This window comes from Salipiger abyssi (genome assembly GCF_017311415.1).
GTDB lineage: Bacteria > Pseudomonadota > Alphaproteobacteria > Rhodobacterales > Rhodobacteraceae > Salipiger > Salipiger abyssi_A.
The window spans coordinates 258,157-282,944 of sequence record NZ_JAEKIS010000004.1 but is presented as its reverse complement, the minus strand read 5'-3'; the positions used below and the strand labels follow the sequence as shown (position 1 = coordinate 282,944).

Genomic DNA, 24,788 nt, shown 5'->3' with positions numbered 1-24,788 from the left:
GATGCCGCCATGCCCGCCCCGTCCTCTCCCCCCGCAAAGCGCCTGCGCGTGGCTTTTCTGCTGGCCGACCGCTTCACGCTCTCGGCCTTTGCCAATTTCGTCGACGTGCTGCGGCTGGCCGCCGACGAGGCCGACCATTCCCGCCCGATCCTCTGCGACTGGGTGGTGCTGTCTGACACGCTGGAGGCGGTGCGGTCGAGCTGTGGCGTGCGGGTGCAGCCCGACACGCGGCTGCGGCAGGCCGGGCGCTACGATTATATCGTCGTGGTCGGCGGGCTCATTGGCGACAGCGCCGCGCTGAACGGCGCCGCGCAGGGGTTTCTGCGGCGGCAGGCCGAGGCAGGGGTGCCGGTGGTGGGGCTTTGCACCGGCGTCTTCATCCTGCAACGCATGGGGCTGCTCAAGGGCTATCGCTGCTGCGTGAGCTGGTTCCACCATCAGGATTTCCTCGACCAGTTCGAGGCGGAGACGCCGATCTCCGACCAGATCTTCGTGGTCGACCGTGACCGGCTGACCTGCTCCGGCGGCCATGGCGCGGCGCATCTGGCGGCCTTCCTCGTTCAGCGGCATGTGGGGCAGTCGGCGGCGATAAAGAGCCTCAATATCATGATGATCGACGATGCCATGGGCGGCGAAAAGGCCCAGCCCGGCCTGACGCTGGCGCGCCGCGCCAAGGACGAGCTGGTGCGCCGGGCGCTGCTGCGGATGCAGCAGAACCTGGAGATGCCGAAGACGGTGGAGGATCTGGCGCGCGAGCTGGGGGTGGGGCGGCGCACGCTGGAGCGGCGCTTTCTCGCGGATCTGCGGCAGACGCCGCTCAAGGCCTATCTCGACCTGCGGCTGGAGCGTGCGCTGCAACGGCTGCGCACCACGGATGCCTCGGTGACCAATATCGCGCTGGCCTGCGGCTTTTGCGACGGGCCGCACCTGTCGCGCACGATGAAGGCGGAGCGTGGCGTGACGCCGGCGGAATACCGCAAGGCGCAGGGTCGGTTCGAGCCGGGCGACGATCTGCCCGCGGTCGGCGTGCTGATGCGCGACGCGGAGTGACCGCGCCGCGCCATGGCGTTCAGAGTTCGAGCGTGACCTTGCCGCGCGGGTTCGAGCAGCAGGCGAGGATATAGCCCTCTTCGATCTCTTCGTCAGTGATGCCGCCGTTGTGCACCATATGGACCTCGCCAGAGATCTTCTTGGTCTTGCAGGTGCCGCAGACGCCGAAGGTGCAGCCCGAGGCAATCGCGATCCCGGAATTGCGGGCCACGGCGAGCACGGTTTCGGTTTCGGGGCAGGATTGCGTGACGCCCGAGATGTCGAAGATGATCTCGGCCATGACGTTCTCTTCCGGCAAGTGATCGTCCGGAATTTCGACCTCGATGAGTTCCGGCCCCGGGGTGCCCGGCGCGTGGAAGCTTTCCTGATGGTAGTGGTCCATGTCGAAACCGAGGCCGGCCAGCGCCTCGCGCACCGACTGCATGAAGCCTTCGGGTCCGCAGCAGAACACTTCGCGTTCGAGGTAATCCGGCGCCATCAGACCCAGCATCAGCTGGTTGAACGTGCCCTGATAGCCCGTCCAGGGCGAATACGGATCCGATTCCTGCACGACCCATTTCAGATCGAGCCCCTCGATCCGCGTGGCCATATGCTCAAGCCGGCGCTTGAAGATGATCTCGGACGGGCGGCGGGCGCAGTTCACGAAGACGATGTCGCAATGGCGGCCGAGATCGTAGATCTCGGTCGTCATCGACATCATCGGAGTGATGCCCGACCCGGCGGAGATGAAAAGATATTTCTCCGCCGGATACTCGGCCGATGTGAACCGGCCGCCGGGGCCCGTCGCCTTCAGCGTCATGCCCGGGCGCAGGTTGTCGATGATCCAGCGCACGCCGATGGAGGTCGACTGCGCCTTCATCGTGATCGTCAGGGATTTCGGCCGCGACGGCGCGGAGGAGATGGTGAAGGTCCGGTAGAGCGGCCCCCCCGGCACGGGCAGTTCCAGCGTGAGGAACTGCCCGGCCTGGAAGTTGAAGGGTCGGCCCGACGGAGCCTGAAAGCAGACCGTGACCACGTTCGGCGATTCAGGAAGAATCGAGACGCATTCCAGCACCTCGTCGTCGGTCCATGCTCCGGCGGCGGTTGCCTGGGTCTTGGCCATATCGCTTTACTCCGCTGCGAGGGTGGAAGGGGTGTGCGCGGCGCGCATCCGGTCGAGATACCAGCTCACGAACTGGGCGACGCCGTCCTCGTGAGTGGTCGAGTAGGGGCCGGGCTCGTAAACCGGCGAGTTGATGCCCTGCTGGTTGTCCTCGACGACGCGGCGGTCCTCGTCATTGGTGTGGGTCCAGACGCGGGTGAGATTTTCGAGATCGTAATCCACGCCCTCGACCGCGTCCTTGTTGACCAGCCAGGTGGTCTGCACCTCGGTTTCCTGCGGGCCGATCGGGGTCACGCGGAAGGTGATCGAGTGATCGGTGAGGAAGTGGTTCCAGGTGGTCGGGTAGTGGAACAGAAGCAGCGTGCCGGCGTCGAGGAAGGGCACCTGGCCCAGGCGCTTCTGCACGGCGATCTTGCCGTTCACCGTGTAGCTCTCGGCACCGTCGAGCAGCGGCATGCGCGCCACGCGGTACTGGCCCTCCTCGCCGAGCTTGAAGCGCGACGGCGCGCCGGCGGATTCGAGACGGTTGAAGTGGTTTTCCACCTTCTCGGGGAAGGTGCCGTCGGCGCTGACACCGGTGATCGTCGGATCCTCGGGATAGGTGCGGCACAGGTCGGGGTGGTTGCCGGCGCAGTGATAGCACTCGCGGTTGTTTTCCCAGACCAGTTTCCAGTTGCCCTTTTCGATGATCGTCGACTGATGCGCGACCTTGGCATTCGACAGGTCGTGCACACCCAGATAGGGGGCGACGGTGCCGGCGAAGGCGTCGAAATCGGGCGCGTCGGCGGCCAGGCAGATATAGACCAGCCCGGCCACGGTGCGGCAATGAACCGGCTTCAGCCCATGCTTGGACGGGTCGAAATCGGCGCCCATGTCGCGGGCCCAGATCAGCTTGCCGTCGAGATCGTAGGTCCACTGGTGATAGGGGCAGGTGAGCTTGGCGACGCGGCCCTGGGAGGCCGAGCAGATCACCGAGCCGCGGTGGCGGCAGGTGTTGTGGAAGGCGCGGATCTCGCCCTTGCCGTCGCGGATGGCGATGACGTCATAGGCGCCGATCTTCAGGCGCTGATAGGCGCCGGTCTTGTCGAGCATGCAGGCCGGGAAGGCATAGAGCCATTCGCGGTAGAAGATGGTTTCGAGATCGACCTCGAAGATTTCGGGCGCGGTATAGAAAGGCTGCTGGAGCGCATGGCCGGGGCGGTGCTGGACGAGCAGGTCGGAGAGCGGGGCGGTCTGGCTTGCCATATCGGAACTCCTGTCGCGGGAGAGGGGGGAATTTCCGGCAAAGAGACATTCCACAGTTGCGTTGACAATTGGCAAAAATCTCATCTGGGTTTAGACTGGCTAAACTCTCTCGCGATTTGTTCCATTCGCGACATACCTTGCCCGAAAGCGACCGAAGATGCCGAAACCCTATGATTTGCCATCCCTTGGCGATCTTGCCTGTTTCGAAGCCGCTGCCCGAAATTTAAGCTTCAAGATGGCGGCGGCGGAGATGAACGTGACCCCGGCGGCGGTCAGCCATCGAATCAAGGCGCTGGAGGAAGAGCTGGGCCAGCCGCTCTTCAACCGCCATTACCGGGGGGTGGAGCTGACCGAGGCGGGGGCGCTTTTGTTCGTCTCGCTGCAACGCGGCTTCGAGGGGATCTCGGAAAGCGTCGCCCGCATCCGCAGTCGCCACGACCGCAGCGGCGTGTCGATCGCCGCCACCACGGCGATGAGCGGGCTTTGGCTGACGCCCCGGCTCGCAGCCTTCTGGAAGGCGCATCCGGGCGTCGCGATCTCGCAGATGATCGAGGATTACGGTCGCGCGCGGGGCGTCGATCTCAGCATCCATTACGGCGATCCGGCGCTCGAGGATGACGAGACCCGGGTGCTGTTCCGCGACCGCATCCTGGCGCTGGGGACCGAGCAGTTCGCCGATAGCTACGGTATCCGCGACATCTCGGATCTGCTGGACGTGCCGCTGATCCACACGCAATCTGGAGTAAATGCCTGGACGGAATGGCCGGAATGGTTCTCGACCCTGGGCCGGACCGCGCCGCAGGGGCCGGGGTTCTTCCTCAACAATTACCTGATCTCGCTGAAGGCCGCCGAGGATCATGTCGGCGCGGTGCTGGGCTGGGAGGGACTGCTGGGCGGCTATCTCGACAGCGGGCGGCTGGTGCAACTTGTGCCCGAGGCGATGGAGTCGCCGCACCCGTTCTACCTGCGCATCCATGGCCGCGCCTCGGCCAATGCGCGGCTCTTCGCGGACTGGCTGGCGGAGCAGGAGACGCCGCTTTAGCGGGGGTGTGTGCGTCGGGAGCGGTGGGCAGATTGCCCACCCTACGTGGATTGTAAGATCGGGAGGGCAGTAGGGTCCGGCGCTGGCGCGCCTCTCGGCGTTTGCTTGCAAACGCCTGCCTCTCACACATCGCTTTGCGATGTGTGAGAGGCGCCCTGCGGGCTTGTCCCGCGCCGGGGCAATGCACAATCGTAGGGTGGGCAATCTGCCCACCGCTCCGCACAACAAAAAACTCCGGCGGAAAACCGCCGGAGTCGCTTGAGTTTATCTATACCGGTCCCGCCTCAGCTGCGCGGCTTGAGGTTCTCCGGGTCGTAGAGCGGCGCATAGCCCACCCCGGCGACCTCGACCGGATAGGTCTCGTCGAAATAGGTGACGTTCAGCGTGCGCCCGACCTGGCAGTAGTCCCAGGGCAGATAGGCCAGCATAATGTTCTTGCCGACCGTCGGACCGAAGGTCTGCGAGCTGGTATAGGAGCGGCGGCCCAGCTCGTCGACCAGCACCTCGCCGGTTTCCGGATCCATCACCGGCATGGTGTTCACCGGGTAGCGGGCCACACCCTTGCTGTCGGTGTTTTCGGTCATCACCAGCGTGCAGAGCATCGCCGGCTGGTGCTCGCGCGCACGGTATTCCAGATGCTTCTCCTTGCCCCGGAACTCCGCTTCCTTGACCTTCGGACGCGCCAGATCGGCCTCGTAGAGGTTGTACTCCGTTTGCAGGTCGGCGTTTTGCAGGCGCAGGGATTTCTCCAGCCGCCGGGAGTTGGCGTAGGTCTCGACCCCCACGGCCATCACGCCGGCATCGCGCAGCGCATCCCAGACGGCCAGACCGTCCTCATAGGCCATGTGAAGCTCCCAGCCCTGTTCGCCGACATAGGAGATGCGGAAGGCCGAGACCTTCTTGCCCGCGATTTCGATGGTCTTGATCGCCGCGAAGGGGAAGTTCTCCTTCTCCAGCATGTCCGGATCCGCGACCACCTTCTTAAGGTTCTCGCGGGCGTTCGGGCCCCAGATGCCGATGGTGGTGAAATCCTCGGTCACATCCACGATGGTGACGTCGAAGCCTTTGTCCTGCGCCATCCGCTTCATGTACATCTGGTCGCGCGGGCCGGCATCGGCTCCGTTCACCAGACGGCAGCGGTCTGCCATGCGGAACACGGTGAAGTCGGCGCGGACATTGCCCTCGTCATCGAGCATATGGGTATAGATGCCCTTGCCGATATTGTTGTCGCCGCCGATTTTCGCGGCGCAGAGGTACTCCATCAGCGCAACGTGATCCGGGCCCGAGATATCGGTCATGTGGAAGTGCGACAGGTTGATGATGCCGCAATCGGCGCTCATCTCAAGCTGCTCGGCGTTGGACACGCGCCAGAAATGGCGGTTGTCCCATTCGTTTTCGCGCAACGGAACCTGATCGGCGTATTTCTCCAGCAGGTGCTCGTTGGCCGCGTAGCCATGCGCCCGCTCCCAGCCGCCGAGCTCCATGAAGTAGCCGCCCAGCTCGACCTCGCGCTCGTAGAAGGGCGAGCGGCGGATGCCGCGTGCGTTGGCGAAGGGTTCGCGCGGGTGAACCGGCGGGTTGTAGATCTTCTTGGCGGTCTCTTCGCAGCGGCTCCAGATGAAGTCTTCGGTGAGCTGGTAATCCTGGAAACGCGAATAGTCGATGCCATGATGGTCGATATGGGTGCGCCCGTCGGTCATCCAGTCGACCAGCAGCTTCGCCATACCCGGCGCGTCCTTGACCCAGATCGCGACCGCATACCACAGGCCCCGCACCTTGCGGCTTTCGCCCATGGAGGGGCCGCCATCGGTGGTGGTTTGCAGCAACCCGTTGAACGAGTGGCTTTCGTTGAAGCCCAGCTCGGCGAGGATCGGGGTCAGCTCCATGGCGCGTTCGAGCGGCTCGATCACGTCTTCCAGTTCGAGGTCGCGCATGGACGGCCCGAGGCGTGCCTGGCCCTTCTCGAGAATGTCGCGCGGATGCACCATGCGCGGTTCTTTCTCGTAGTAATAGCCCCATTCGATTTGCCCGCCCTCGGTTGTGGCGGGGTCGCCGGTGTCGCGCAGATAGGCAGAGTTGCCCTGGTCGCGCAGCAGCGGACGGCCGATTTCGAGGCCGGTGCCGGCGAACTCGTCATAGGGGCCGAAGAAGGTCAGCGGGTGATCGACGGGCATCACGGGCAGGTCTTCACCCACCATGTCGGCGATCAGGCGGCCCCAGAGGCCGGCGCAGACGATGACATGGTCGGCCATGATGGTGCCGCGATGGGTCTTCACGCCGACAACGCGGCCGTTCTCCTGGATCAGCTCCAGCGCCGGGGTGTTTGCGAAGGCGCGCAGCTTGCCGGCCTTTTCGCCGGCATCCACCAGCTTGCCCGCGACGGTCTGCGAGCGCGGCACGACGAGGCCGGCATCCGGGTCCCACATGGCGCCCTGGATCTGGTCTTCCTCGAGCAGCGGGAATTTCTCTTTCGCCTCGGCGGCGGAGATCATCTTGACGCGGGTGCCGAAGGCGCGGCCGGAATCGCAGCGGCGCTTGAGCTCTTCCAGGCGCCCGTCATCGCCGACGCGGGCAACCTCGATGCCGCCGATACGGCTGTAATGGCCAAGCTTTTCGTAGAAATCGACCGAGTAAGTCGAGGTCCAGGTGGTCAGCTGGTCATGTGCGGTGACGTAGCAGAAATCCGACGCGTGGCCGGTGGAGCCGATATCGGTGGGGATGGCCGATTTGTCGATGCCGACGATGTTGTCCCAGCCGCGCTCGATCAGGTGATGCGCGACCGATGCGCCGACGATGCCGCCGAGACCGACGATGACGACGTTTGCACGTTCAGGAAACGAAGACATGGGTGATTCCACTTGTTCGAGAGGTTTGCTGGCAGAGTAAGTATGAACCGGCGCGGCACTGCGGCCCAACCGGCATTCACCGCGCGAAAAACGACCGTTTCACGCGCGGCGGGGAGAAGGTTACCAGAGTTGCGGCGCGGGCAGCCCGGCACGGCGATAGGCGGCGAGCATGGTGTTGTGCATCAGGCTCATGATGGTCATCGGTCCGACGCCGCCCGGCACCGGGGTGATGGCGCGGGCCTTTCGCGCGGCACCGGCGAAATCGACATCGCCGACGAGGCGTTTCTCGCCGTCGCGGATCACCCGGCTGGTGCCCACGTCGATGACCGTGGCGCCCGGCCTGATCCAGTCGCCCTGGATCATCTCAGCAGAGCCCACGGCGGCCACGACGATGTCGGCCTTGCCGACCTTCTCCGCCAGATCGCGGGTGCGCGAATGCGCCAGCGTCACTGTGCAGTTCTCGGCGAGCAGCAGCTGTGCCATCGGCTTGCCGACGAGGATCGAGCGGCCCACAACGATGGCGTCGAGCCCCGAGAGATCGCCCAGCGAATCCCGCAGCAGCATCAGGCAGCCGAGCGGCGTGCACGAGGTCAGCCCCGGCAGGCCCGAGGCGAGGTAGCCCGCGTTGACCGGGTGCAGCCCGTCCACATCCTTGGCCGGGTCGATGGCCTCGACCACGGCCAGGCTGTCGAGATGCCGGGGCAGGGGGAGCTGTACGAGGATGCCGTCGACGCTGTCATCGGCATTGAGCTCTGCCACCAGCGCCAGCAGAGCCGCCTGCGTGGTGTCCTCGGGCAGCACATGCTCGAAGCTTTCCATGCCCAGCTTGCGGGCCATGCGGCCCTTGCTGCGGACATAGACCTCGCTGGCCGGATCGCTGCCCACCAGCACCACCGCAAGGCCGGGCGCGCGCCCGGTCCCGGTGGTGAAGGCGGCGACGCTGTCTGCGATCTTGTCGCCGAGCCCGGCGGCATAGGCCTTTCCGTCGATGATATGCGCGGTCATGGGCGGTCTCCCTTCCCCGTGGCTGGCGTCAGAGCTGGCTTTCGAGTTGCGGCAATACGTCGAAGAGATCGCCCACCAGACCGTAATCGGCGACCTGGAAGATCGGCGCCTCTTCGTCGGTGTTGATCGCGACGATGACCTTGGAATCCTTCATCCCCGCCAGGTGCTGGATCGCGCCCGAGATGCCGCAGGCGACATAGAGATCCGGTGCCACAACCTTGCCGGTCTGGCCGACCTGGAAGTCGTTCGGCGCATAGCCCGCATCGACCGCCGCGCGCGACGCGCCGACAGCGGCGCCGAGCTTGTCGGCAACGGGGTTGAGCACCGCCTGGAACTTCTCTTCCGAGCCGAGCGCACGGCCGCCGGAGACGATGATCTTGGCCGAGCTCAGCTCGGGGCGGTCGCTGACCGAGAGGATGTTCTCGACGAAACGCGACAGCTCGGCGCCTTCGGTGCCCGCCTCAACGGTCTTGACCGGGGCGCTCGCATCGGCGGCAGCGGCAGCAAACCCGGCGGTGCGCACGGTGAGCACCTTTTTCGCCTCGCCGCTCTGCACCACCTCGATGGCGTTGCCCGCGTAGATCGGGCGCTTGAACGTGTCGGCGGAGACAACCTCGATCACTTCCGAGATCTGCATCACGTCGAGCAGGGCGGCGACGCGCGGCAGCACGTTCTTGCCGGTGGTGGTCGCCGGCGCGAGGATGGTGTCGTAATCGCCCGCCAGTGCCACGATCAGCGCGGCGGTGGGTTCGGCCAGACGCTGCTCCAGCGCGTCGCCCTTGGCCAGCAGCACCGAACGCACGCCGGCGAGCTTGGCGGCCTCATCGGCGACGGCGGCGGCGTCCTTGCCGGCGATCAGGATATCGACTTCGCCGCCGATCTGGGTCGCGGCGGTCAGGGTCTTTGCGGCGGCTTCGGAAAGCGCCGCGTTGTCGTGGTCTGCAAAGAGAAGAATAGCCATGGTCTTTGGTCCCCGTCCGGTCAGATGACGCCAGCTTCGTTTTTCAGCTTGTCGAGCAGTTCGGCAACCGAGCCGACCTTCACACCGGCCTGACGGCCCGCGGGCTCCTCGACGCGCAGTACGTTCAGGCGGCGCGCAACATCGACGCCGAAATCCTCGGGTGTCTTGGTGTCGAGCGGCTTTTTTTTCGCCTTCATGATGTTGGGCAGCGAGGCATAGCGCGGCTCGTTGAGGCGCAGGTCGGCGGTGACGATGGCGGGCAGGGTGACCTCGATCGCCTGAAGGCCGCCGTCGACCTCGCGGGTCACCTTGGCCTTGTCGTCCGACAGCTCGATCTCGGAGGCAAAGGTCGCCTGCGACCAGCCCAGCAGCGCCGAAAGCATCTGGCCGGTCTGGTTGCAATCGTCGTCGATGGCCTGCTTGCCCAGGATCACCAGGCCCGGCTCTTCCTCGGCGACCACGCCCTTGAGGAGCTTTGCGACGGTGAGCGGCTCGGTGGTGCCCTCGGTGGCGATCAGGATGGCGCGGTCGGCGCCCATGGCCAGCGCGGTGCGCAGCACGTCCTGCGCCTGCGCAGGGCCGACGGAGACCACGACGACCTCGGAGGCGGTGCCGGCTTCCTTCAGGCGCACCGCCTGCTCGACGGCGATCTCGTCGAACGGGTTCATCGACATCTTGACGTTGGCCAGATCGACACCGCTGCCATCCGCGCTGACGCGGATTTTGACGTTGTAATCGACGACCCGTTTCACAGGCACCAGGACTTTCATGCCAGTTCCTCTCTGTCAGAGCCCCGGGCCCGCCGGGACAGATGCGCCCGGGCTTTGCCGCCGGGCCGGTTTATTCGGAAGAACGGGTGCGACGTGCAATCCGCCGCGCTCCCCGTTCCGTTTACGGTGCGGGATCGCTCCCGCTTTGCTTGATTGTGCGGTGCCATGCCTCAAAGACAGGCAGTCTCCCGGATTCGTGATCGGAACTATTGCGATGAAGCGCCGCAAAAAAACAGGACGATTGCGTCAACCCGGGATTATGGCTACGACACCGGATCAGAAAATTCCCCCGACCGGCGGAGCGACCCGATGGAGACACGATCCGAGCTGCCAAGACCGGCGCCCCGCAACGCCGCGAGCCATGCCCTGCGTGCGCGTCCCGAGGGGGCGCGGCTGAATGTGGGCTTTATCCTGGCCAAGCGATTCACCCTCTGCGCCTTCGCGAATTTCGTGGACGTTCTGAGGCTTGCCGCCGACGAGGGCGACCGCTCGCGCCCGATCCTGTGCAACTGGACGGTGCTCTCGGACACGATGGATGCGGTCTCGTCGAGCTGCGGCATCACCGTGCAGCCGAAGGAGCGGCTGGGGGATCCGACGCGATTCGACTATATCGTCGTGGTCGGCGGGCTGATGGACGAGATGCCCGGGCTGAGCGCCGCCTATGTGCGCTTCCTGCATCAGGCGGCAGAGGCGGGCGTGCCGCTGGTGGGCATCTGTACCGGCGCCTTCATGCTGCACCAGGCGGGGCTGCTCGACGGTTACCGCTGCTGCGTGAGCTGGTTCCACCACGCCGATTTCCTCGAACAGTTCGAAGGGCTGAACCCGGTGGCCGACCAGATCTTTGTGGTCGATGGCGACCGGCTGACCTGTTCCGGCGGCGCCAGCTCGGCGCATCTGGCGGCCTATCTGGTCGACAAGCATGTGGGCCGGGCGCAGGCCAGCAAGAGCCTGCATATCATGATCATCGACGACGCCTTGCAGGCGGAGAAACCGCAGCCCGGCATCACCATGGATTTCAAGACCCGTGACCCGATCGTGTTGCGCGCGCTCTTGCTGATGCAGCAGAATATCGACACGCCGCTTTCGGTGACCGAGGTGGCGCGGCGCATCGGGCACAGCAAGCGCCAGCTCGAGCGGCATTTCCGCGTGGCGCTCGACACCTCGCCGCAGGCGGCGTTTCTCAGCATCCGCCTGTCGCTGGCGCATCACCTGCTGGAGAGCAGCGAGAAATCCATCGCTCAGGTCGCGGTGGATTGCGGCTTTTGCGATTCCTCGCATCTCAGCCGGATGTTCCGCCGCCGCTTCGGCTGCACGCCGCTGGCACTGCGCCAGCAGCGCGACACGGCGCTCGCCTGAAACGCAAACCGCCGCGGGGGCGGGGCCCCGCGGCGGTTGTTCAGCATGGTTCGAGACTCAGCGCGGTTCGCTTGCCAGCCCGCGCCAGATCGCGACGCACATCACCAGCAGCACCACGGTGAAGGGCAGGCCCGTCGAGATCACCATAGATTGCAGCGATTTCAGCCCGCCCGCCGAGAGCAGCAGGACGATTGCGACCACGCCCTCGAACAGGCACCAGAACACCCGCTGCGGCACCGGTGCATCGACCTTGCCGCCCGAGGTGATGGTGTCGATCACCAGCGAGCCCGAATCCGACGATGTGACAAAGAACACGATCACCAGAACGATCCCGACAAAGGAGGTGATCGCGGTCAGCGGCATCGCGTCGAGCATGGCGAAGAGCTGGAGCGGCAGTTCCGAGTCTTGCACGGCGGTATAGCCGTCGCGCAGCACCTGGTTGATCGCGGCGCCGCCAAAGACCGACATCCAGATCACGCAGACCAGCGACGGGATGAGCAGCACGCTGATGAGGAACTCGCGCACGGTGCGCCCGCGCGAGACCCGCGCGATGAACATGCCGACGAAGGGCGACCAGGAAATCCACCAGGCCCAGTAGAAGCTCGTCCAGCCCTGCATGAAGTTCACGTCCTCGCGCCCGACCGGGTTCGACAGGGCGGGCAGGTATTCGAGATAGGCCAGAAGATAATCGCCGATCCCGGTGAGCAGAAGCAGGCTCGGCCCGGCCACGAGCACAAAGACCAGCAGCAGGAAGGCCAGGCCCATGTTGATTTCAGAGAGCAGCTTGACCCCGGCTTCCAGCCCGCGGATCACCGAGAACAGCGCGATGGCGGTGATGGCGATGATCAGCACGATCTGCGCGGTGCTGTTGATCGGCACGCCGAACAGCTTGTGCAGCCCGGAATTCGCCTGCGCCGCGCCGAGGCCCAGCGAGGTGGCCAGCCCGAACAGCGTCGCGAAGACCGCGAGGATGTCGATGACATGGCCCGGCCAGCCCCAGACGCGCTCGCCGAAGATCGGGTAAAAGGCCGAACGGATGGTGAGCGGTAGGCCCTTGTTGTAGCTGAAGAGCGCGAGGCTCAGCGCCAGGATGGCGTAGATCGCCCAGGGGTGCAGCGCCCAGTGGAAGATCGAGGCGGCCATGCCGAGGCGCACCGCCTCGTCCGCATTGCCGCCCGCCGCGCCGAGCGGCGCCCAGTCGCTGCGCAGCCCGTCCGCGCCCATGGCGGTGCCGCCCAGCGAGGAAGAGAAATGGCTCAGCGGTTCGGAGACGCCGTAGAACATCAGGCCGATGCCCATGCCCGCGGCGAAGAGCATGGAGAACCAGCTCACATAGCTGAAATCCGGGGTGGCGTCGCGCCCGCCGAGGCGGATCTTGCCGTAGGGGCTGATCACCAGCACCAGGCAGAGCAGGACGAAGATGTCCGCCGCGCCGATGAAGAACCAGTCGAAGCCCTTGGTGACCTCGGAGAACATCGCGCTGAACAGCGCATCCGCCTGATCGGGCAGTGCGAGGGTGAAGATCACGAAGGCGACGACGGCAAAGGCCGAGATCGCGAAGACCGGGTTGTGTACGTCAAAGCCGAACGGCCCGACCGAGCCCTCGATATTGTCGCGCCCGATGGTGTAGTCGGTCTGGATGAGCCCGTCGGGCGGTGTTTCGGCTTCGGAGCCGTCCGTGTCGGAGATTTGCGTCAAGAGAAGTCCTCCAGTGCTGGCGTTGTGCCTGCCGGGGTGAAGGTCCGGAATTCGCTGTCCCGTCTTGACGCGGGAGCGAGCGGTATGTGGGGCGCCGGCCGGCTCTCCCACCTGCATCGGCAGGCTGTGACCGGGAGGACCGGGGCGATTCCCACGCTCGCCTTTTGCTTTTGCGCTGACCTGAATCCGGACCGGAGACAGGCAAAATTGTCGATCACCGGGTTATTCAGGGAAGCGTAACCACGCGGCAGAACGGGTGCGACAGGCGCGCGGTAGCATCGCGACGAAACTGCCGCCGTTCAGGCCCGGAAAGCGGCGAGGCGCTCAACTTAACCGGGTTTTCGCCGCGGGCTTGGCGCGACTCGGGTTTTGTGTCCGGGGGCCGCGATTCGCTCTTTTCGTCGACATCTGCCGGACCGGAACGGCGCTACGTGAAGGGCCGGGGCGCTGCGGAAAAAACGTTGCGTCATGGCGTGGCGCATATCTCCACCCAACCTGTCGCAAAGCTTCACGCATCGCGCCGCGCGGATCGCTACCCAAGCCCGAATACCTTCCCAGCCCGGGGTGCCATCATGACGCGTTTCAATGCCTTCAACCTTCTAAAGAATGCCCTTTCGGGGCATAAAAACTGGACCGAGCAGTGGCCTGACAGCCAGCCCAAGGCCGAATACGATGTGATCATCGTCGGCGCCGGCGGCCACGGTCTGGGGGCCGCCTATTATCTGGCGACGCAGCACGGCATCACCAATATCGCGGTGATCGACAAGGGCTGGCTGGGCGGCGGCAACACCGGCCGGAACACCACGATCATCCGCTCGAACTATCTCTATGACGAGAGCGCGCGGCTCTTCGACCACGCGGTCGACCTGTGGGAAAACCTCAGCCAGGAGCTGAACTACAACGTCATGTATTCGCGCCGTGGCTGCCTCATGCTCGCGCATAACGTGCATGACGTGCAGAGCTTCAAACGCCACATCCACGCCAACCGCCTGAACGGCGTGGACAACCGCTGGCTGACGCCGGAGGAGTGCAAGGAGTACTGCCCGCCGGTCAATATCTCGCCGAATGCCCGCTACCCGGTGATGGGCGGCGCGCTTCAGGAGCGGGCCGGCACCGCGCGGCACGATGCGGTGGCCTGGGGCTATGCCCGCGGCGCGGCGATGCGCGGCGTCGACATCATTCAGAACTGCCCGGTGACGGCGATCCGCCGCAACGCCGACGGCTCCGTCGCGGGTGTCGAGACTGGCAAGGGCTTTATCAAGGCCAAGAAGGTCGCGGTCTCCGCCGCTGGTCACACCTCGGTGGTGATGGACACCGCCGGCGTGCGCCTGCCGCTGGAAAGCTATCCGCTTCAGGCGCTGGTCAGCGAGCCCGTCAAGCCGATCTTCCCCTGCGTGGTGATGTCGAACGCGGTGCACGCCTATTGCAGCCAGTCCGACAAGGGCGAGCTGGTGATCGGCTCGGGCACCGACCAGTACACCAGCTACAGCCAGCGCGGCGGCCTGCCGCTGATCGAGCACACCGTGGCGGCGATCTCCGAGGTGTTCCCGATCTTCAACCGCATGCGCATGCTGCGCAAATGGGGCGGCATCGTCGACGTCACCCCGGACCGCTCGGCGATCATCTCCAAGACCCCGGTCTCGGGGCTCTACGTCAACTGCGGCTGGGGCACCGGCGGCTTCAAGGCGACCCCGGGCGCGGCGCATACCTTTGCCTGGACCATCGCCAAGGACGAGCCGCACCCGATCAACGCGCCCTTCACCATGGAACGCTTCCGCACAGGCCGTCTGATCGACGAAGCCGCCGCGGCGGCCGTGGCCCACTGAGACGAGGTTTCCAGAGATGCTTCTGATCCATTGCCCCTATTGCAACGAAACCCTGCCGGAACTCGAGTTCACATATGCCGGCCAGGCGCATGTCGTCCGTCCCGAGCAGCCCTCGGGCCAGAGCGATGAACAGTGGGAAGAATTCCTGTTCATCCGCGCCAATGTGCGCGGTCCGCACTACGAACGCTGGCGGCATTTCCACGGCTGCGGGCGCTTCTTCAACGCCGTGCGTGACACCGTGTCCGACAAGTTCCTGACCACCTATGAGGCGGACGCCCCGCGTCCGGACCTCTCCAGCCTGACGGAGCGCCAGAAATGAGCCAATATCGCGTTTCCGGCCGGGGCCGCGTCGACACCTCGCGCCCCGTGACCTTCACCTTCGACGGCAAGCGCTTCACCGGCGCGCAGGGCGACACGGTCGCCTCGGCGCTGCTGGCCAATGGCGTGCATCTGATGGGCCGGTCGTTCAAATACCACCGTCCGCGCGGCGCCGTTGCCGCCGGCAGCGAAGAGCCCAACGCGCTGATCGGCACCCGCCGCGGCCCGGGCCGGTTCGAGCCCAACACCCGCGCCACCGTGCAGGAGATCTGGAACGGTCTCGAGACCAATTCGCAGAACAAGTACCCGAGCCTCAAGTTCGACGTGGGCGCGGTGAACGACGCGGCCTACATGCTGTTCTCGGCGGGCTTCTACTACAAGACCTTCATGTGGCCGAAGAACTTCTGGCACAAGGTCTATGAGCCGTTCATCCGCGCCGCTGCGGGCCTGGGCGTGAGCCCCACCGAGGAGGATCCGGATCACTATGCCTCGCGCTATCTGCACTGCGATGTGCTGATCGTCGGCGCCGGCCCCACCGGCATCGCCGCCGCGCGCGCCGCTGCGGTGGACGGTCTCAAGGTCGTGCTGGTGGACGAGAACGCCGAGGCCGGCGGCACGCTGCTGTCCGAGCCGCAGGCGCAGATCGACGGCCGTCCGGCATGGGACTGGCTGGCCGCCGAGCTGGAAGCGCTGAAGGCGGCGGGGGTCAAGATCATGACCCGCACCACCGCCATTGGCTACTACCACCAGAACATGATCGGCATGGTCGAGAAGCTGACCGACCACCTGCCCGAGCTGCCCGAAGACACCCCGCGCGAGCGGATGTGGCGGGTGCGTGCCAAACAGGTCGTGCTGGCGCAGGGCGCGCTGGAAAAGCCGCTGGTGTTCCACGGCAACGACCGCCCCGGCGTGATGCTGGCGGGCTCGGCGCAGACCTACCTGAACCGCTATGGCGTGCTGGTCGGCAAGCGTCCGGTGATTGTCACCTCGCACGATTCCGCCTGGTTCGCGGCCTTCGATCTTCAGGATGCCGGTGCGCAGGTGCAGGCCATCGTGGATCTGCGCGAAGGCGTGCATGAGGCGCTTCTGTCGGAGGCCCGCGCACGCGGCATCACCGTGAAGCTGTCGCACACCGCCACCGCCACCTCCGGCCGTCTGCGCGTTTCCTCGCTGCGTGTGAACCCGGTCAGCGGCGGCAGCGTCGGCGCGGGCGAAGAGATCCGCTGCGACGCGGTGCTGATGTCGGGCGGCTGGACGCCCTCGCTGCACCTCTTCTCGCACACCAAGGGCTCGCTCGCCTGGGACGACGACCGCACCACCTTCCTGCCGAAGGACACCCCCGAGGACTGCCTGATCGCCGGCGCGAGCCGCGGTCTCTGGGGCGTCGAGGCGGTGCTGAAGGACGGTGCCGAGAAGGGCCGGGAAGTCGCCGAACTGCTGGGCAAGACCCCGGCGCAGGTGGCCTATTCGGTGGCGGGCGACCGCACGGGCACCGGCATCTCAATGAAGGAACTGCCGACCGACCGCAGCCCCGGCAAGGCCAAGGCCTTTGTCGACTATCAGAACGACGTCACCGCCAAGGACCTGCGCCTTGCCGTGCGCGAGGGCATGCGCTCCATCGAGCACGTCAAGCGCTACACCACCAACGGCATGGCGACCGATCAGGGCAAGATGTCCAACATCAACGGTCTGAACATCGCCGCCGACGCGCTTGGCAAGAAGCAGCCGCAGGTGGGTCTCACCACCTTCCGGCCGCCCTACACGCCGACCTCCTTCGGGGCCTTCGCGGGCTATCACCGGGGCGATCATTTCGAGGTCACCCGCAAGACGCAGATCGACGCCTGGGCCGAAGAGAACGGCGCGGTGTTCGAGCCGGTCAGCCAGTGGCGCCGGGCGTGGTACTTCCCGAAAGCGGGCGAGGACATGGATGCCGCCGTGGCGCGCGAATGCGCCGCGACCCGCAAGTCGGTGGGCATCTTCGACGCCTCCACGCTGGGCAAGATCGAGGTGGTCGGCCCCGACGCGGTCGAGTTCATGAACCGCATGTACACCAACCCCTGGACCAAGCTGGGCGTGGGCAAGTGCCGCTACGGCCTGCTGCTGGGCGATGACGGCTATATCCGCGACGACGGCGTGATCGGGCGTCTGGGTCAGGACAAGTTCCACGTCACCACCACCACCGGCGGCGCGGCACGGGTCATGAACATGATGGAGGATTACCTCCAGACCGAATGGCCCGATCTCAATGTCTGGCTGACCTCGACCACCGAACAATGGTCGACCGTCGCCCTGAACGGCCCCAACGCCGCCAAGCTTCTGGCGCCGCTGGTCGAAGGCGTGGAGCTGACCGAAGAGACCTTCCCGCACATGTCCTGCGTGGAATGCACCGTGGCGGGTATGCCCGCGCGGCTCTTCCGGGTGAGCTTTACCGGCGAGATCGGCTTCGAGGTCAACGTGCCGGCGCCCATGGGTCGCCAGCTCTGGGAAACGCTGTGGGAGGCGGGCCAGCAATACGGCATCACCGCCTACGGGACCGAGACCATGCACGTCCTGCGGGCCGAGAAGGGCTATATCATCGTCGGTCAGGACACTGACGGCACGGTGACGCCCTATGACGCCGGCATGGGCTGGGCCGTGGGCAAGAAGAAGCCCGATTTCGTCGGCATGCGCGGCCTTGCGCGGCCCGACCTTCGGGCGAAGAACCGCAAGCAGCTCGTCGGCCTTCTGACCGAAGACCAGAGCAAGCTGGAAGAGGGCGCGCAGATCGTCTTCGATCCCAAGCAGCCGGTTCCGATGACCATGGTGGGGCATGTGACCTCCTCCTACGACACCGGCACCACCGGGCGCCCCATCGCGCTCGCGCTGGTCGAGGGCGGGCACGAGAAACTGGGCGAGACCGTCTATATCCCGATGCCCGACCGCACCATCGCCGCCAAGATCACCTCGACGATCTTCGTCGATCCCGAAAACGCCCGTCTGAAGATCTGAGGAGTCTGTCATGAACGCACCTGTATCCTCCTTCACCTCCGGCGCGCTGGTCGAGACCAGCGCCGCCCGGATCAGCAAGGCCCCCGCCATCGGACGCCTGTCGCTGCGTGCCCGTGGCGATCTGGCGCCCTTCGACGCGGCGCTCGGGGTGGGGCTGCCGCTCTCCATCGGTCAGCGCGCCTCGGTGGACGGGACCGAGATCCTCCGGCTCGGCCCCGACGAATGGACGCTGACCACGCCGGTGCCGCGCACGGCCCAGATCGAGGCGGCCTTTGCCGAGATCTACGAGGCACATCCTCATAGCCTGGTTGACATCTCTGGCCGTGAGGTCACTTTCGAGATCGAAGGCGCGCAGGCCGCCGAGCTGCTGACGCTTGGCTGCCCGCGCGACATCGAGACGATCCTGCCCGGCCAGGGCCGCCGCACGGTGTTCGATGGGGTGACCGTCGTGCTCTGGCGCGATGCCGAGGACCGTTTCCGCATGGATGTGTGGCAAAGCTTTGCACCGCATGTCCTGGCGCTGCTCGACACCGGGTGCCGCGAACTCGCGGCACAGTCCCACTGACCCTTTTCACAGGATCGCATCCATGTTCGACCATCTTCCCAAGACCCGTATCGGTGATGCCGAGATCGCCTCTGCCGTGGCCGAGGAGCTCGACCGCCAGCAGAGCCAGATCGAGCTGATCGCCTCTGAAAACATCGTCTCTGCCGATGTCATGGCGGCGCAGGGCTCTGTGCTCACCAACAAATATGCCGAAGGCTACCCGGGCAAGCGCTATTACGGCGGCTGCGAATTCGTCGACAAGGTCGAGACCGTGGCCATCGAACGGCTCAAGCAGCTCTTCGGCGCGGGCTTTGCCAACGTCCAGCCGCATTCCGGCGCGCAGGCCAACCAGGCGGTGTTCCTGGCGCTGCTGCAACCGGGCGACCGCATCATGGGCCTCAACCTCGCCCATGGCGGCCACCTCACCCACGGCTCGCCGGTCACCATGTCGGGCAAATGGTTCGACGTCGTTTCCTACGAGGTCGATGCCGACAGCCACCTGATCGACATGGAAAAGGTGCGTGAAAAGGCGCTGGAGACCAAGCCCAAGCTGATCGTCGCGGGCGCCTCGGCCTATCCGCGCAAGATCGACTTCGAAGGTTTCCGCAAGATCGCGGACGAGGTCGGCGCCTATCTGATGGTGGACATGGCCCACTATGCCGGTCTCATCGCCGGCGGCCATTATCCGAACCCCGTGCCGCACGCCCATGTTGTGACCTCGACCACCCACAAGACGCTGCGCGGTCCGCGCGGCGGGGTGATCCTGACCAATGACGAGGCGCTGGCGAAAAAGCTGAACTCGGCTGTCTTCCCGGGCAACCAGGGCGGCCCGCTGATGCATGTGATCGCGGCCAAGGCCGTGGCTTTCGGCGAGGCGCTGCAACCGTCCTTCACCGAGTACGGCGCGCAGGTCATCGAGAACGCCCGGGCGCTGGCCGATGTGCTGCAAGTGGGCGGTCTCGGCATCGTCTCGGGCGGCACCGACTGCCACATGGTGCTGGTCGACCTGCAACCCAAGGGCGTCACCGGCAAGGTCGCCGAGATCGCGCTGGAGCGCGCGGGCCTGACCTGCAACAAGAACTCCATCCCCAACGATCCGCAGAAACCCTTCGTCACCTCGGGCATCCGCCTGGGCACCTCGGCGGGCACCACGCGCGGGTTCAAGGAGGCCGAGTTCGAGCTGATCGGCAGCCTGATCCTCAAGGTCATCGACGCGCTGTCGCAGACCCCCGAGGGCGACGCAGAGGTCGAAGCCGCCGTGCGCGAGGAAGTCCGCGCGCTCTGCGACAGCTTCCCCATCTACAGCGTCGAAGGCTGAGCCATGTTCCTCTCGGTCTTCGATGTTTTCAAGATCGGCATCGGTCCTTCGTCGTCGCATACGATGGGGCCGATGGTGGCCGCCGCGCGGTTCCTTGAGGATCTGCGCGGTGGGGCCGAGAAGATCCCCGGTGCGGGCAATCTGCACCGGCTGGCGGCGAGCCTTCACGGCTCGCTGGCCTGGACGGGCAAGGGCCACGCCACCGACCGCGCGGTGATCCTTGGCTTTTGCGGGCTGCTGCCCGAGACGCTCGATCCCGACCGCGCCGAAGAGCTCGAGGCGCAGGTGCGGGCCGAGGGCATGGTGCATCCCGAGGGGCTGGCGCCGCTGGTCTTCGACACCGAGGCGGATCTGGTCTTCGATTTCGGGCCGCCGCTGCCGGGCCATGCCAATGGTATGGTGCTGAAGGCCTATGACGAGGCCGGCAACACCTATCACCAGCAGACCTATTATTCGGTGGGCGGCGGCTTTGTCCTCACCGAGGCGGAGCTTGCGGCGCAGAAAGCCGACGACCAGCACAGCCTGCATGACGAAAAGGCCGCGCAGCGCTTTCCCTATCCGTTCGGCACCGCCGCCGAGATGCTGGAGATGGGCGAGACATCCGGCCTGAGCGTCGCGCAGATGAAGCGCGCCAACGAGCGCGTGCTGCACGGCGCCGCGCTCGACGAAAAGATCGATCGTATCCTCGACACGATGGACGAATGCGTCGCGCGCGGACTGGAGCAGGAGGGAATCTTGCCCGGCGGGCTCAAGGTGCGCCGCCGTGCCAAGGCGATCCACGACCAGCTTCAGGCGGAAAAGGGCATGAACCTCGCCCAGCCGCATCAGGCCAATGACTGGATGAGCGTCTATGCCATGGCGGTGAACGAGGAGAACGCCGCCGGGGGCCGCGTGGTGACCTCGCCCACCAACGGCGCTGCGGGCGTGGTGCCGGCGGTGATCCGCTATTACCGCGACCATTGCGTCGGCGCCACGCGCCAGGGCTGCCGCGACCTGCTGCTCACCGCCTCCGCCATCGGCGGTCTGATCAAGCACAACGCCTCGATCTCGGGCGCCGAAGCCGGCTGTCAGGCCGAGGTCGGCAGCGCCGCCGCCATGGCCGCCGCCGGGCTCTGCGCGGTGCTGGGTGGCTCGAACAAGCAGATCGAGAACGCTGCCGAGATCGCGCTCGAACACCATCTGGGCATGACCTGCGACCCCGCCGCCGGGCTGGTCCAGGTGCCCTGCATCGAGCGCAACGCGCTCGGCGCGATCAAGGCCGTCTCCGCCGCCGCGCTGTCGCTGCGTGGCGATGGCGAGCATTTCATGCCGCTCGACAACTGCATCCGCGTGATGCTCCAGACCGGGCAGGACATGAGCGAGAAATACAAGGAAACCTCGACCGGCGGGATTGCCGTCAACCTGCCGGAATGCTGAGTTCAAGAAAGGTCCAACAGACATGACCAAGATCATCCTGACCGTCTCCTGCCCGGTGCGCCCGGGCATCGTGGCGGCGATCTCCGCTTATCTGGCGGAGCAGGGCTGCAATATCCACGACAGCTCGCAATTCTCCGACATCGCCAATGACCGCTTTTTCATGCGTCTCAGCTTTGTCTCGGAGCAGGGCCGCAGCCGCGAGGCGCTGCGCGACGGGTTCGCCGCGACCGCCGCGAGCTTCGACATGGATTACGAATTCCACGATCCCTCGGAGAAGATGAAGGTCATCATCATGGTGAGCCGCTTCGGCCACTGCCTGAACGACCTGCTCTACCGCTGGCGCATCGGCGCTCTGCCGATCGACATCGTGGCGGTGATCTCGAACCACATGGAGTATCAGAAAGTGGTGGTGAACCACGATCTGCCGTTCCACTGCATCAAGGTGACCAAGGCCAACAAGCCGGAGGCCGAAGCCGAGCAGATGCGCATCGTGCGCGAGACCGGCGCCGATCTGATCGTGCTGGCCCGCTACATGCAGATCCTCAGCGACGAGATGTGCAGGGAAATGTCGGGGCGGATCATCAATATCCACCACTCTTTCCTGCCGAGCTTCAAGGGGGCGAACCCCTACAAGCAGGCCTTCGAGCGCGGCGTGAAGCTGATCGGCGCAACCTCGCATTACGTGACCGCCGACCTCGACGAAGGCCCGATCATCGAGCAGGACACGGTGCGCGTGACGCACGCGCAAAGCTCGGAGGATTACGTCTCGCTCGGTCGCGACGTGGAAAGCCAGGTGCTGGCCCGCGCCATCCATGCGCATATCCACCGCCGGGTGTTCCAGAGCGGCGACAAGACCGTGGTCTTCCCCGCGAGCCCCGGCGAATACGCCTCCGAGCGCATGGGGTAAGAAACAGAGCCGGGCTTTGCGAAGCCCGGCTTTTTCATGTCTTCGGTTTCGACGCGGTGGGCGCTCGCGCGCCGGCAAACGGGGCGGGGCGAAGGCCGTGCATCAGCATCGCGCCGGCTTCGGTAAAGGCGGTGCGCGGGGACTTGAACCGCTCGCTGTACCGGTCGGTGACCGGCACCGGCAGGCCATCGATTTCGCCGAACAGCAGCGCCCGCGCGGCCCGGGTTCCGAACACCGTGCCCGGCCCGATGCCCCGCCCGGAATAGCCGAAGACCGATAGCGCGGCCGGACCGAAGGACAGCACCTTTGGCAGGTGGTCCGCGGTCATCGCGATGGCGCCGGACCAGGCATGTTCGAAGGGCGTGCCCGCAAGTTCGGGGTAGATCTGCGCCAGTTTCCGTTCTGCCCAATTGCGGTGGACGATGCCGCCCGGTCCCTCGGCGTTGCCGACGCCGCCGACAATCACCCGCCCGTCGCGGTCGACGCGGATCGAGCTCATGACCAGATCTGTGTCCCAGCAGCCTTCGCCGCCGGGCAGGATATGGCGTCGCCTTGCTTCGGGTAAGGGTGCCGTGGCGAATTGGCTGAAATGCACCGGAACGAATTCCCGTGCCGGTGCCCCGGCGATGCCATCCGCATAGGCGTTGGTCGCCAGTAGCAGCGCCGGCGCGCGCACCTGCCGGTCGTTGGCTTCTGCGGTCCAGACCGTGCCGTCATGGCGGATCGCGCGTACCAGAGTGTTTTCGAAGATCCGCGCCCCGTGGCTCCGTGCCGCCTGCGCCAGTCCCCGGCAGTAGCCGAGCGGTTGCACCGTCCCGGCGCGCGGGTCGAAGAGCCCTCCGAAAAACGCCCGCGACCCCGTCCGCCGCGCGGTCTCTGCGGCATCGAGCAGTTGCAGCGGCGCGCCGCTCCGGTTGCCCTGCCGGAACCGGCTTTGCAGATCCCTGAGCCCAGAGGGTGCGTGGGCGAGGTGCAGAGTTCCGTTGCGGGTCGCCTCGCAGGAGATCCCGTAGTGCTCGATCAGCCGGAAGACCAGATCCGGCGCGTCCGAAAGCGTGTCGATCAGGCGCGTTCCGGCCTCCTGTCCGAGCTTTGCGCCGATCTCATCCGGCGGCAGCCAAAGACCGGCATTCACCAGCCCGACATTGCGCCCGGAGCCGCCATGTCCGATCGTCCGGCCCTCCAGCACCACAACGCGCGCACCTTCCTTTGCCGCTTCCAGCGCGGCGGCGCATCCGGTGAAGCCGCCCCCGATCACCAGAAGATCGGCCTCTTCTCCGGCGCTCAGTGGGATAGGGTTCGAGGTCGTCCGGTGGCTGTGCCGCCAGAGATTTTGCGGATGTTCAGATGTCAAAGCGGGCCTCCCTTGCCGGGCAACGCTTTCCGGTTTGTGCGGTCATAGAACACATATCCGGAAATGAGAGCTAAAAATATTGACTTGATCGAACAAGCATTGGAGGAAATTGCAGATGATCGCGCCGCGCCGCTTCCTGCCCTCCATCACATCGCTGCTCGCGCTCGAAGCGGTCGAGCGCCTCGGCACGGCGACGGCTGCGGCGGAGGATCTTGCACTGACCCATTCGGCGGTCAGCCGTCAGCTCAAGGTTCTCGAAGAGCAGATTGGCGTGTCGCTTTTCCTGCGCGAGGGCAAGGCGCTGCGGCTGACCCCTGCGGGCGTCTCTTATGCCCGGGCGGTACGGGATTGCCTGAACGATCTCGCCCGCGCCAGCCTCAAGGTGAAGGCGAGCGGATCGCGAGACAGTCTGAATCTGGCGGTGCTGCCTTCCTTCGGCACGCACTGGCTGGGGCAGCATCTGCAACGGTTTCGCGAGGCGCATCCAGACATTCTCGTCAACCAGAGCACCCGCACCAAACCGTTCGATTTCGAGCACGAGGATTTTGACGCCGCGATTCATTTCGGAACGGCGGACTGGCCCGGCGCGCATCATCTGCCCCTGCTGAAAGAGCGCGTCATCGCCGTTTGTGCGCCGGAGTTCAGAGATGGCCTGCCATTGCTGCCGGAGCGCCTGCTGACCCAGCCGCTGCTGCATCTCGAAAGCCGCCCCGGCGCCTGGGAGGACTGGTTCAGGGCGCAGGGGATCGACGCGACGCGGCTGCGCGGCATGCTGTTCGACCAGTTCACTCATATGGCCGAGGCGACCGCCGGCGGGGCGGGGGTTGCACTTTTGCCGGAGTTTCTCGCGCGGCAGGAATTGCGGCGCGGACGGGTGGTGCCGGCCAGCTCTGGCTATGTCGATGTGGATGGGACGTATTTTCTCGTCTGGCCGAAGTTCCGACCGGCGGGACGCCCACTCGCCGGCTTTCTCGATTGGCTGGTTGGGTCCGGGGCGGCGCTCCGCCCTGTTGCGCCCGGGGATTGAGGGTATCAGCCGGCT

The 24,788-nt window shown here is 65.7% G+C and carries 19 protein-coding genes; 11 read left to right on the top strand and 8 right to left on the bottom strand.

Annotated features, from left to right (window positions below; genetic code table 11):
• Positions 1–9: 9 nt before the first annotated feature.
• Positions 10–1,050, top strand: coding sequence for a GlxA family transcriptional regulator (locus tag I6N89_RS08110; protein ID WP_207017749.1), 1,041 nt, complete (start codon positions 10–12; stop codon positions 1,048–1,050).
• A gap of 19 nt (positions 1,051–1,069) precedes the next feature.
• Here the strand turns inward: I6N89_RS08110 and I6N89_RS08105 are convergent, their stop codons facing one another.
• Positions 1,070–2,152 (bottom strand): hybrid-cluster NAD(P)-dependent oxidoreductase, encoded by a 1,083-nt coding sequence (locus I6N89_RS08105; RefSeq protein ID WP_207017748.1) that lies wholly within the window; start codon positions 2,150–2,152, stop codon positions 1,070–1,072.
• 6 nt (positions 2,153–2,158) lie between these two features.
• A complete protein-coding gene (locus I6N89_RS08100; RefSeq protein WP_207017747.1) occupies positions 2,159–3,397 on the bottom strand; it encodes an aromatic ring-hydroxylating oxygenase subunit alpha in 1,239 nt (412 codons plus the stop codon).
• Positions 3,398–3,554: 157 nt separating this feature from the next.
• Between I6N89_RS08100 and I6N89_RS08095 the strand changes: the two genes are divergently transcribed.
• The gene (locus I6N89_RS08095) at positions 3,555–4,439 is read left to right on the top strand and encodes a LysR family transcriptional regulator (RefSeq protein WP_207017746.1); all 885 of its coding nucleotides are present in this window, start codon (positions 3,555–3,557) and stop codon (positions 4,437–4,439) included.
• A 284-nt stretch (positions 4,440–4,723) separates the two neighbouring features.
• Here I6N89_RS08095 and I6N89_RS08090 read toward each other — a convergent pair whose 3' ends face one another.
• The 4 genes from I6N89_RS08090 to I6N89_RS08075 form a co-directional block, all read right to left on the bottom strand.
• Positions 4,724–7,285 carry a GcvT family protein gene (locus tag I6N89_RS08090; RefSeq protein ID WP_207017745.1) on the bottom strand — a complete coding sequence of 854 codons (2,562 nt, stop codon included), beginning with the start codon at positions 7,283–7,285 and terminating at the stop codon, positions 4,724–4,726.
• A 120-nt stretch (positions 7,286–7,405) separates the two neighbouring features.
• The gene (folD, locus tag I6N89_RS08085) at positions 7,406–8,290 is read right to left on the bottom strand and encodes a bifunctional methylenetetrahydrofolate dehydrogenase/methenyltetrahydrofolate cyclohydrolase FolD (protein ID WP_207017744.1); all 885 of its coding nucleotides are present in this window, start codon (positions 8,288–8,290) and stop codon (positions 7,406–7,408) included.
• 28 nt (positions 8,291–8,318) lie between these two features.
• Entirely contained in the window at positions 8,319–9,251 is a 933-nt protein-coding gene (locus tag I6N89_RS08080; protein ID WP_207017743.1) for an electron transfer flavoprotein subunit alpha/FixB family protein, read from the bottom strand.
• 20 nt (positions 9,252–9,271) lie between these two features.
• Positions 9,272–10,021, bottom strand: a complete 750-nt coding sequence (locus I6N89_RS08075) for an electron transfer flavoprotein subunit beta/FixA family protein (RefSeq protein ID WP_207017742.1) — start codon at positions 10,019–10,021, stop codon at positions 9,272–9,274.
• Positions 10,022–10,330: 309 nt separating this feature from the next.
• Between I6N89_RS08075 and I6N89_RS08070 the strand changes: the two genes are divergently transcribed.
• Positions 10,331–11,377 carry a GlxA family transcriptional regulator gene (locus I6N89_RS08070; protein ID WP_236016491.1) on the top strand — a complete coding sequence of 349 codons (1,047 nt, stop codon included), beginning with the start codon at positions 10,331–10,333 and terminating at the stop codon, positions 11,375–11,377.
• 57 nt (positions 11,378–11,434) lie between these two features.
• Here the strand turns inward: I6N89_RS08070 and I6N89_RS08065 are convergent, their stop codons facing one another.
• A complete protein-coding gene (locus I6N89_RS08065; protein WP_236016490.1) occupies positions 11,435–13,075 on the bottom strand; it encodes a BCCT family transporter in 1,641 nt (546 codons plus the stop codon).
• Positions 13,076–13,647: 572 nt separating this feature from the next.
• Here I6N89_RS08065 and I6N89_RS08060 point away from each other — a divergent pair.
• From I6N89_RS08060 to purU, 7 genes are read left to right on the top strand one after another with little or no spacing between them, the layout of a single operon-like run.
• Positions 13,648–14,901, top strand: coding sequence for a sarcosine oxidase subunit beta family protein (locus I6N89_RS08060; protein WP_207017740.1), 1,254 nt, complete (start codon positions 13,648–13,650; stop codon positions 14,899–14,901).
• Positions 14,902–14,917: 16 nt separating this feature from the next.
• Positions 14,918–15,220: a sarcosine oxidase subunit delta gene (locus tag I6N89_RS08055; RefSeq protein WP_207017739.1), complete on the top strand. Its 303-nt coding sequence runs from the start codon at positions 14,918–14,920 to the stop codon at positions 15,218–15,220.
• Positions 15,217–18,207, top strand: coding sequence for a sarcosine oxidase subunit alpha (locus I6N89_RS08050; protein WP_207017738.1), 2,991 nt, complete (start codon positions 15,217–15,219; stop codon positions 18,205–18,207). Before I6N89_RS08055 ends, I6N89_RS08050 begins: the two co-directional genes overlap by 4 nt.
• 10 nt (positions 18,208–18,217) lie before the next feature.
• A complete protein-coding gene (gene soxG, locus I6N89_RS08045) occupies positions 18,218–18,772 on the top strand; it encodes a sarcosine oxidase subunit gamma family protein (protein ID WP_207017737.1) in 555 nt (184 codons plus the stop codon).
• Positions 18,773–18,794: 22 nt separating this feature from the next.
• Positions 18,795–20,069, top strand: coding sequence for a serine hydroxymethyltransferase (gene glyA / locus I6N89_RS08040; protein ID WP_207017736.1), 1,275 nt, complete (start codon positions 18,795–18,797; stop codon positions 20,067–20,069).
• Positions 20,070–20,072: 3 nt separating this feature from the next.
• Entirely contained in the window at positions 20,073–21,485 is a 1,413-nt protein-coding gene (locus I6N89_RS08035; RefSeq protein WP_207017735.1) for an L-serine ammonia-lyase, read from the top strand.
• Positions 21,486–21,507: 22 nt separating this feature from the next.
• Positions 21,508–22,392: a formyltetrahydrofolate deformylase gene (gene purU, locus I6N89_RS08030; protein WP_207017734.1), complete on the top strand. Its 885-nt coding sequence runs from the start codon at positions 21,508–21,510 to the stop codon at positions 22,390–22,392.
• Positions 22,393–22,426: 34 nt separating this feature from the next.
• Here the strand turns inward: purU and I6N89_RS08025 are convergent, their stop codons facing one another.
• Positions 22,427–23,746, bottom strand: coding sequence for an NAD(P)/FAD-dependent oxidoreductase (locus tag I6N89_RS08025; protein WP_207017733.1), 1,320 nt, complete (start codon positions 23,744–23,746; stop codon positions 22,427–22,429).
• 115 nt (positions 23,747–23,861) lie between these two features.
• Here I6N89_RS08025 and I6N89_RS08020 point away from each other — a divergent pair, with 115 nt between their 5' ends.
• Positions 23,862–24,773, top strand: a complete 912-nt coding sequence (locus I6N89_RS08020) for a LysR family transcriptional regulator (protein ID WP_207017732.1) — start codon at positions 23,862–23,864, stop codon at positions 24,771–24,773.
• Positions 24,774–24,788: the final 15 nt, after the last annotated feature.

What these genes read in the sequence shown, in the direction of transcription:
- I6N89_RS08110 (WP_207017749.1), top strand. Translation starts at nt 10, where the DNA reads ATGCCCGCCCCGTCCTCTCCCCCCGCAAAGCGCCTGCGCGTGGCTTTT.
- I6N89_RS08105 (WP_207017748.1), bottom strand. Translation starts at nt 2,152, where the DNA reads ATGGCCAAGACCCAGGCAACCGCCGCCGGAGCATGGACCGACGACGAG.
- I6N89_RS08100 (WP_207017747.1), bottom strand. Translation starts at nt 3,397, where the DNA reads ATGGCAAGCCAGACCGCCCCGCTCTCCGACCTGCTCGTCCAGCACCGC.
- I6N89_RS08095 (WP_207017746.1), top strand. Translation starts at nt 3,555, where the DNA reads ATGCCGAAACCCTATGATTTGCCATCCCTTGGCGATCTTGCCTGTTTC.
- I6N89_RS08090 (WP_207017745.1), bottom strand. Translation starts at nt 7,285, where the DNA reads ATGTCTTCGTTTCCTGAACGTGCAAACGTCGTCATCGTCGGTCTCGGC.
- folD (WP_207017744.1), bottom strand. Translation starts at nt 8,290, where the DNA reads ATGACCGCGCATATCATCGACGGAAAGGCCTATGCCGCCGGGCTCGGC.
- I6N89_RS08080 (WP_207017743.1), bottom strand. Translation starts at nt 9,251, where the DNA reads ATGGCTATTCTTCTCTTTGCAGACCACGACAACGCGGCGCTTTCCGAA.
- I6N89_RS08075 (WP_207017742.1), bottom strand. Translation starts at nt 10,021, where the DNA reads ATGAAAGTCCTGGTGCCTGTGAAACGGGTCGTCGATTACAACGTCAAA.
- I6N89_RS08070 (WP_236016491.1), top strand. Translation starts at nt 10,331, where the DNA reads ATGGAGACACGATCCGAGCTGCCAAGACCGGCGCCCCGCAACGCCGCG.
- I6N89_RS08060 (WP_207017740.1), top strand. Translation starts at nt 13,648, where the DNA reads ATGACGCGTTTCAATGCCTTCAACCTTCTAAAGAATGCCCTTTCGGGG.
- I6N89_RS08055 (WP_207017739.1), top strand. Translation starts at nt 14,918, where the DNA reads ATGCTTCTGATCCATTGCCCCTATTGCAACGAAACCCTGCCGGAACTC.
- I6N89_RS08050 (WP_207017738.1), top strand. Translation starts at nt 15,217, where the DNA reads ATGAGCCAATATCGCGTTTCCGGCCGGGGCCGCGTCGACACCTCGCGC.
- soxG (WP_207017737.1), top strand. Translation starts at nt 18,218, where the DNA reads ATGAACGCACCTGTATCCTCCTTCACCTCCGGCGCGCTGGTCGAGACC.
- glyA (WP_207017736.1), top strand. Translation starts at nt 18,795, where the DNA reads ATGTTCGACCATCTTCCCAAGACCCGTATCGGTGATGCCGAGATCGCC.
- I6N89_RS08035 (WP_207017735.1), top strand. Translation starts at nt 20,073, where the DNA reads ATGTTCCTCTCGGTCTTCGATGTTTTCAAGATCGGCATCGGTCCTTCG.
- purU (WP_207017734.1), top strand. Translation starts at nt 21,508, where the DNA reads ATGACCAAGATCATCCTGACCGTCTCCTGCCCGGTGCGCCCGGGCATC.
- I6N89_RS08020 (WP_207017732.1), top strand. Translation starts at nt 23,862, where the DNA reads ATGATCGCGCCGCGCCGCTTCCTGCCCTCCATCACATCGCTGCTCGCG.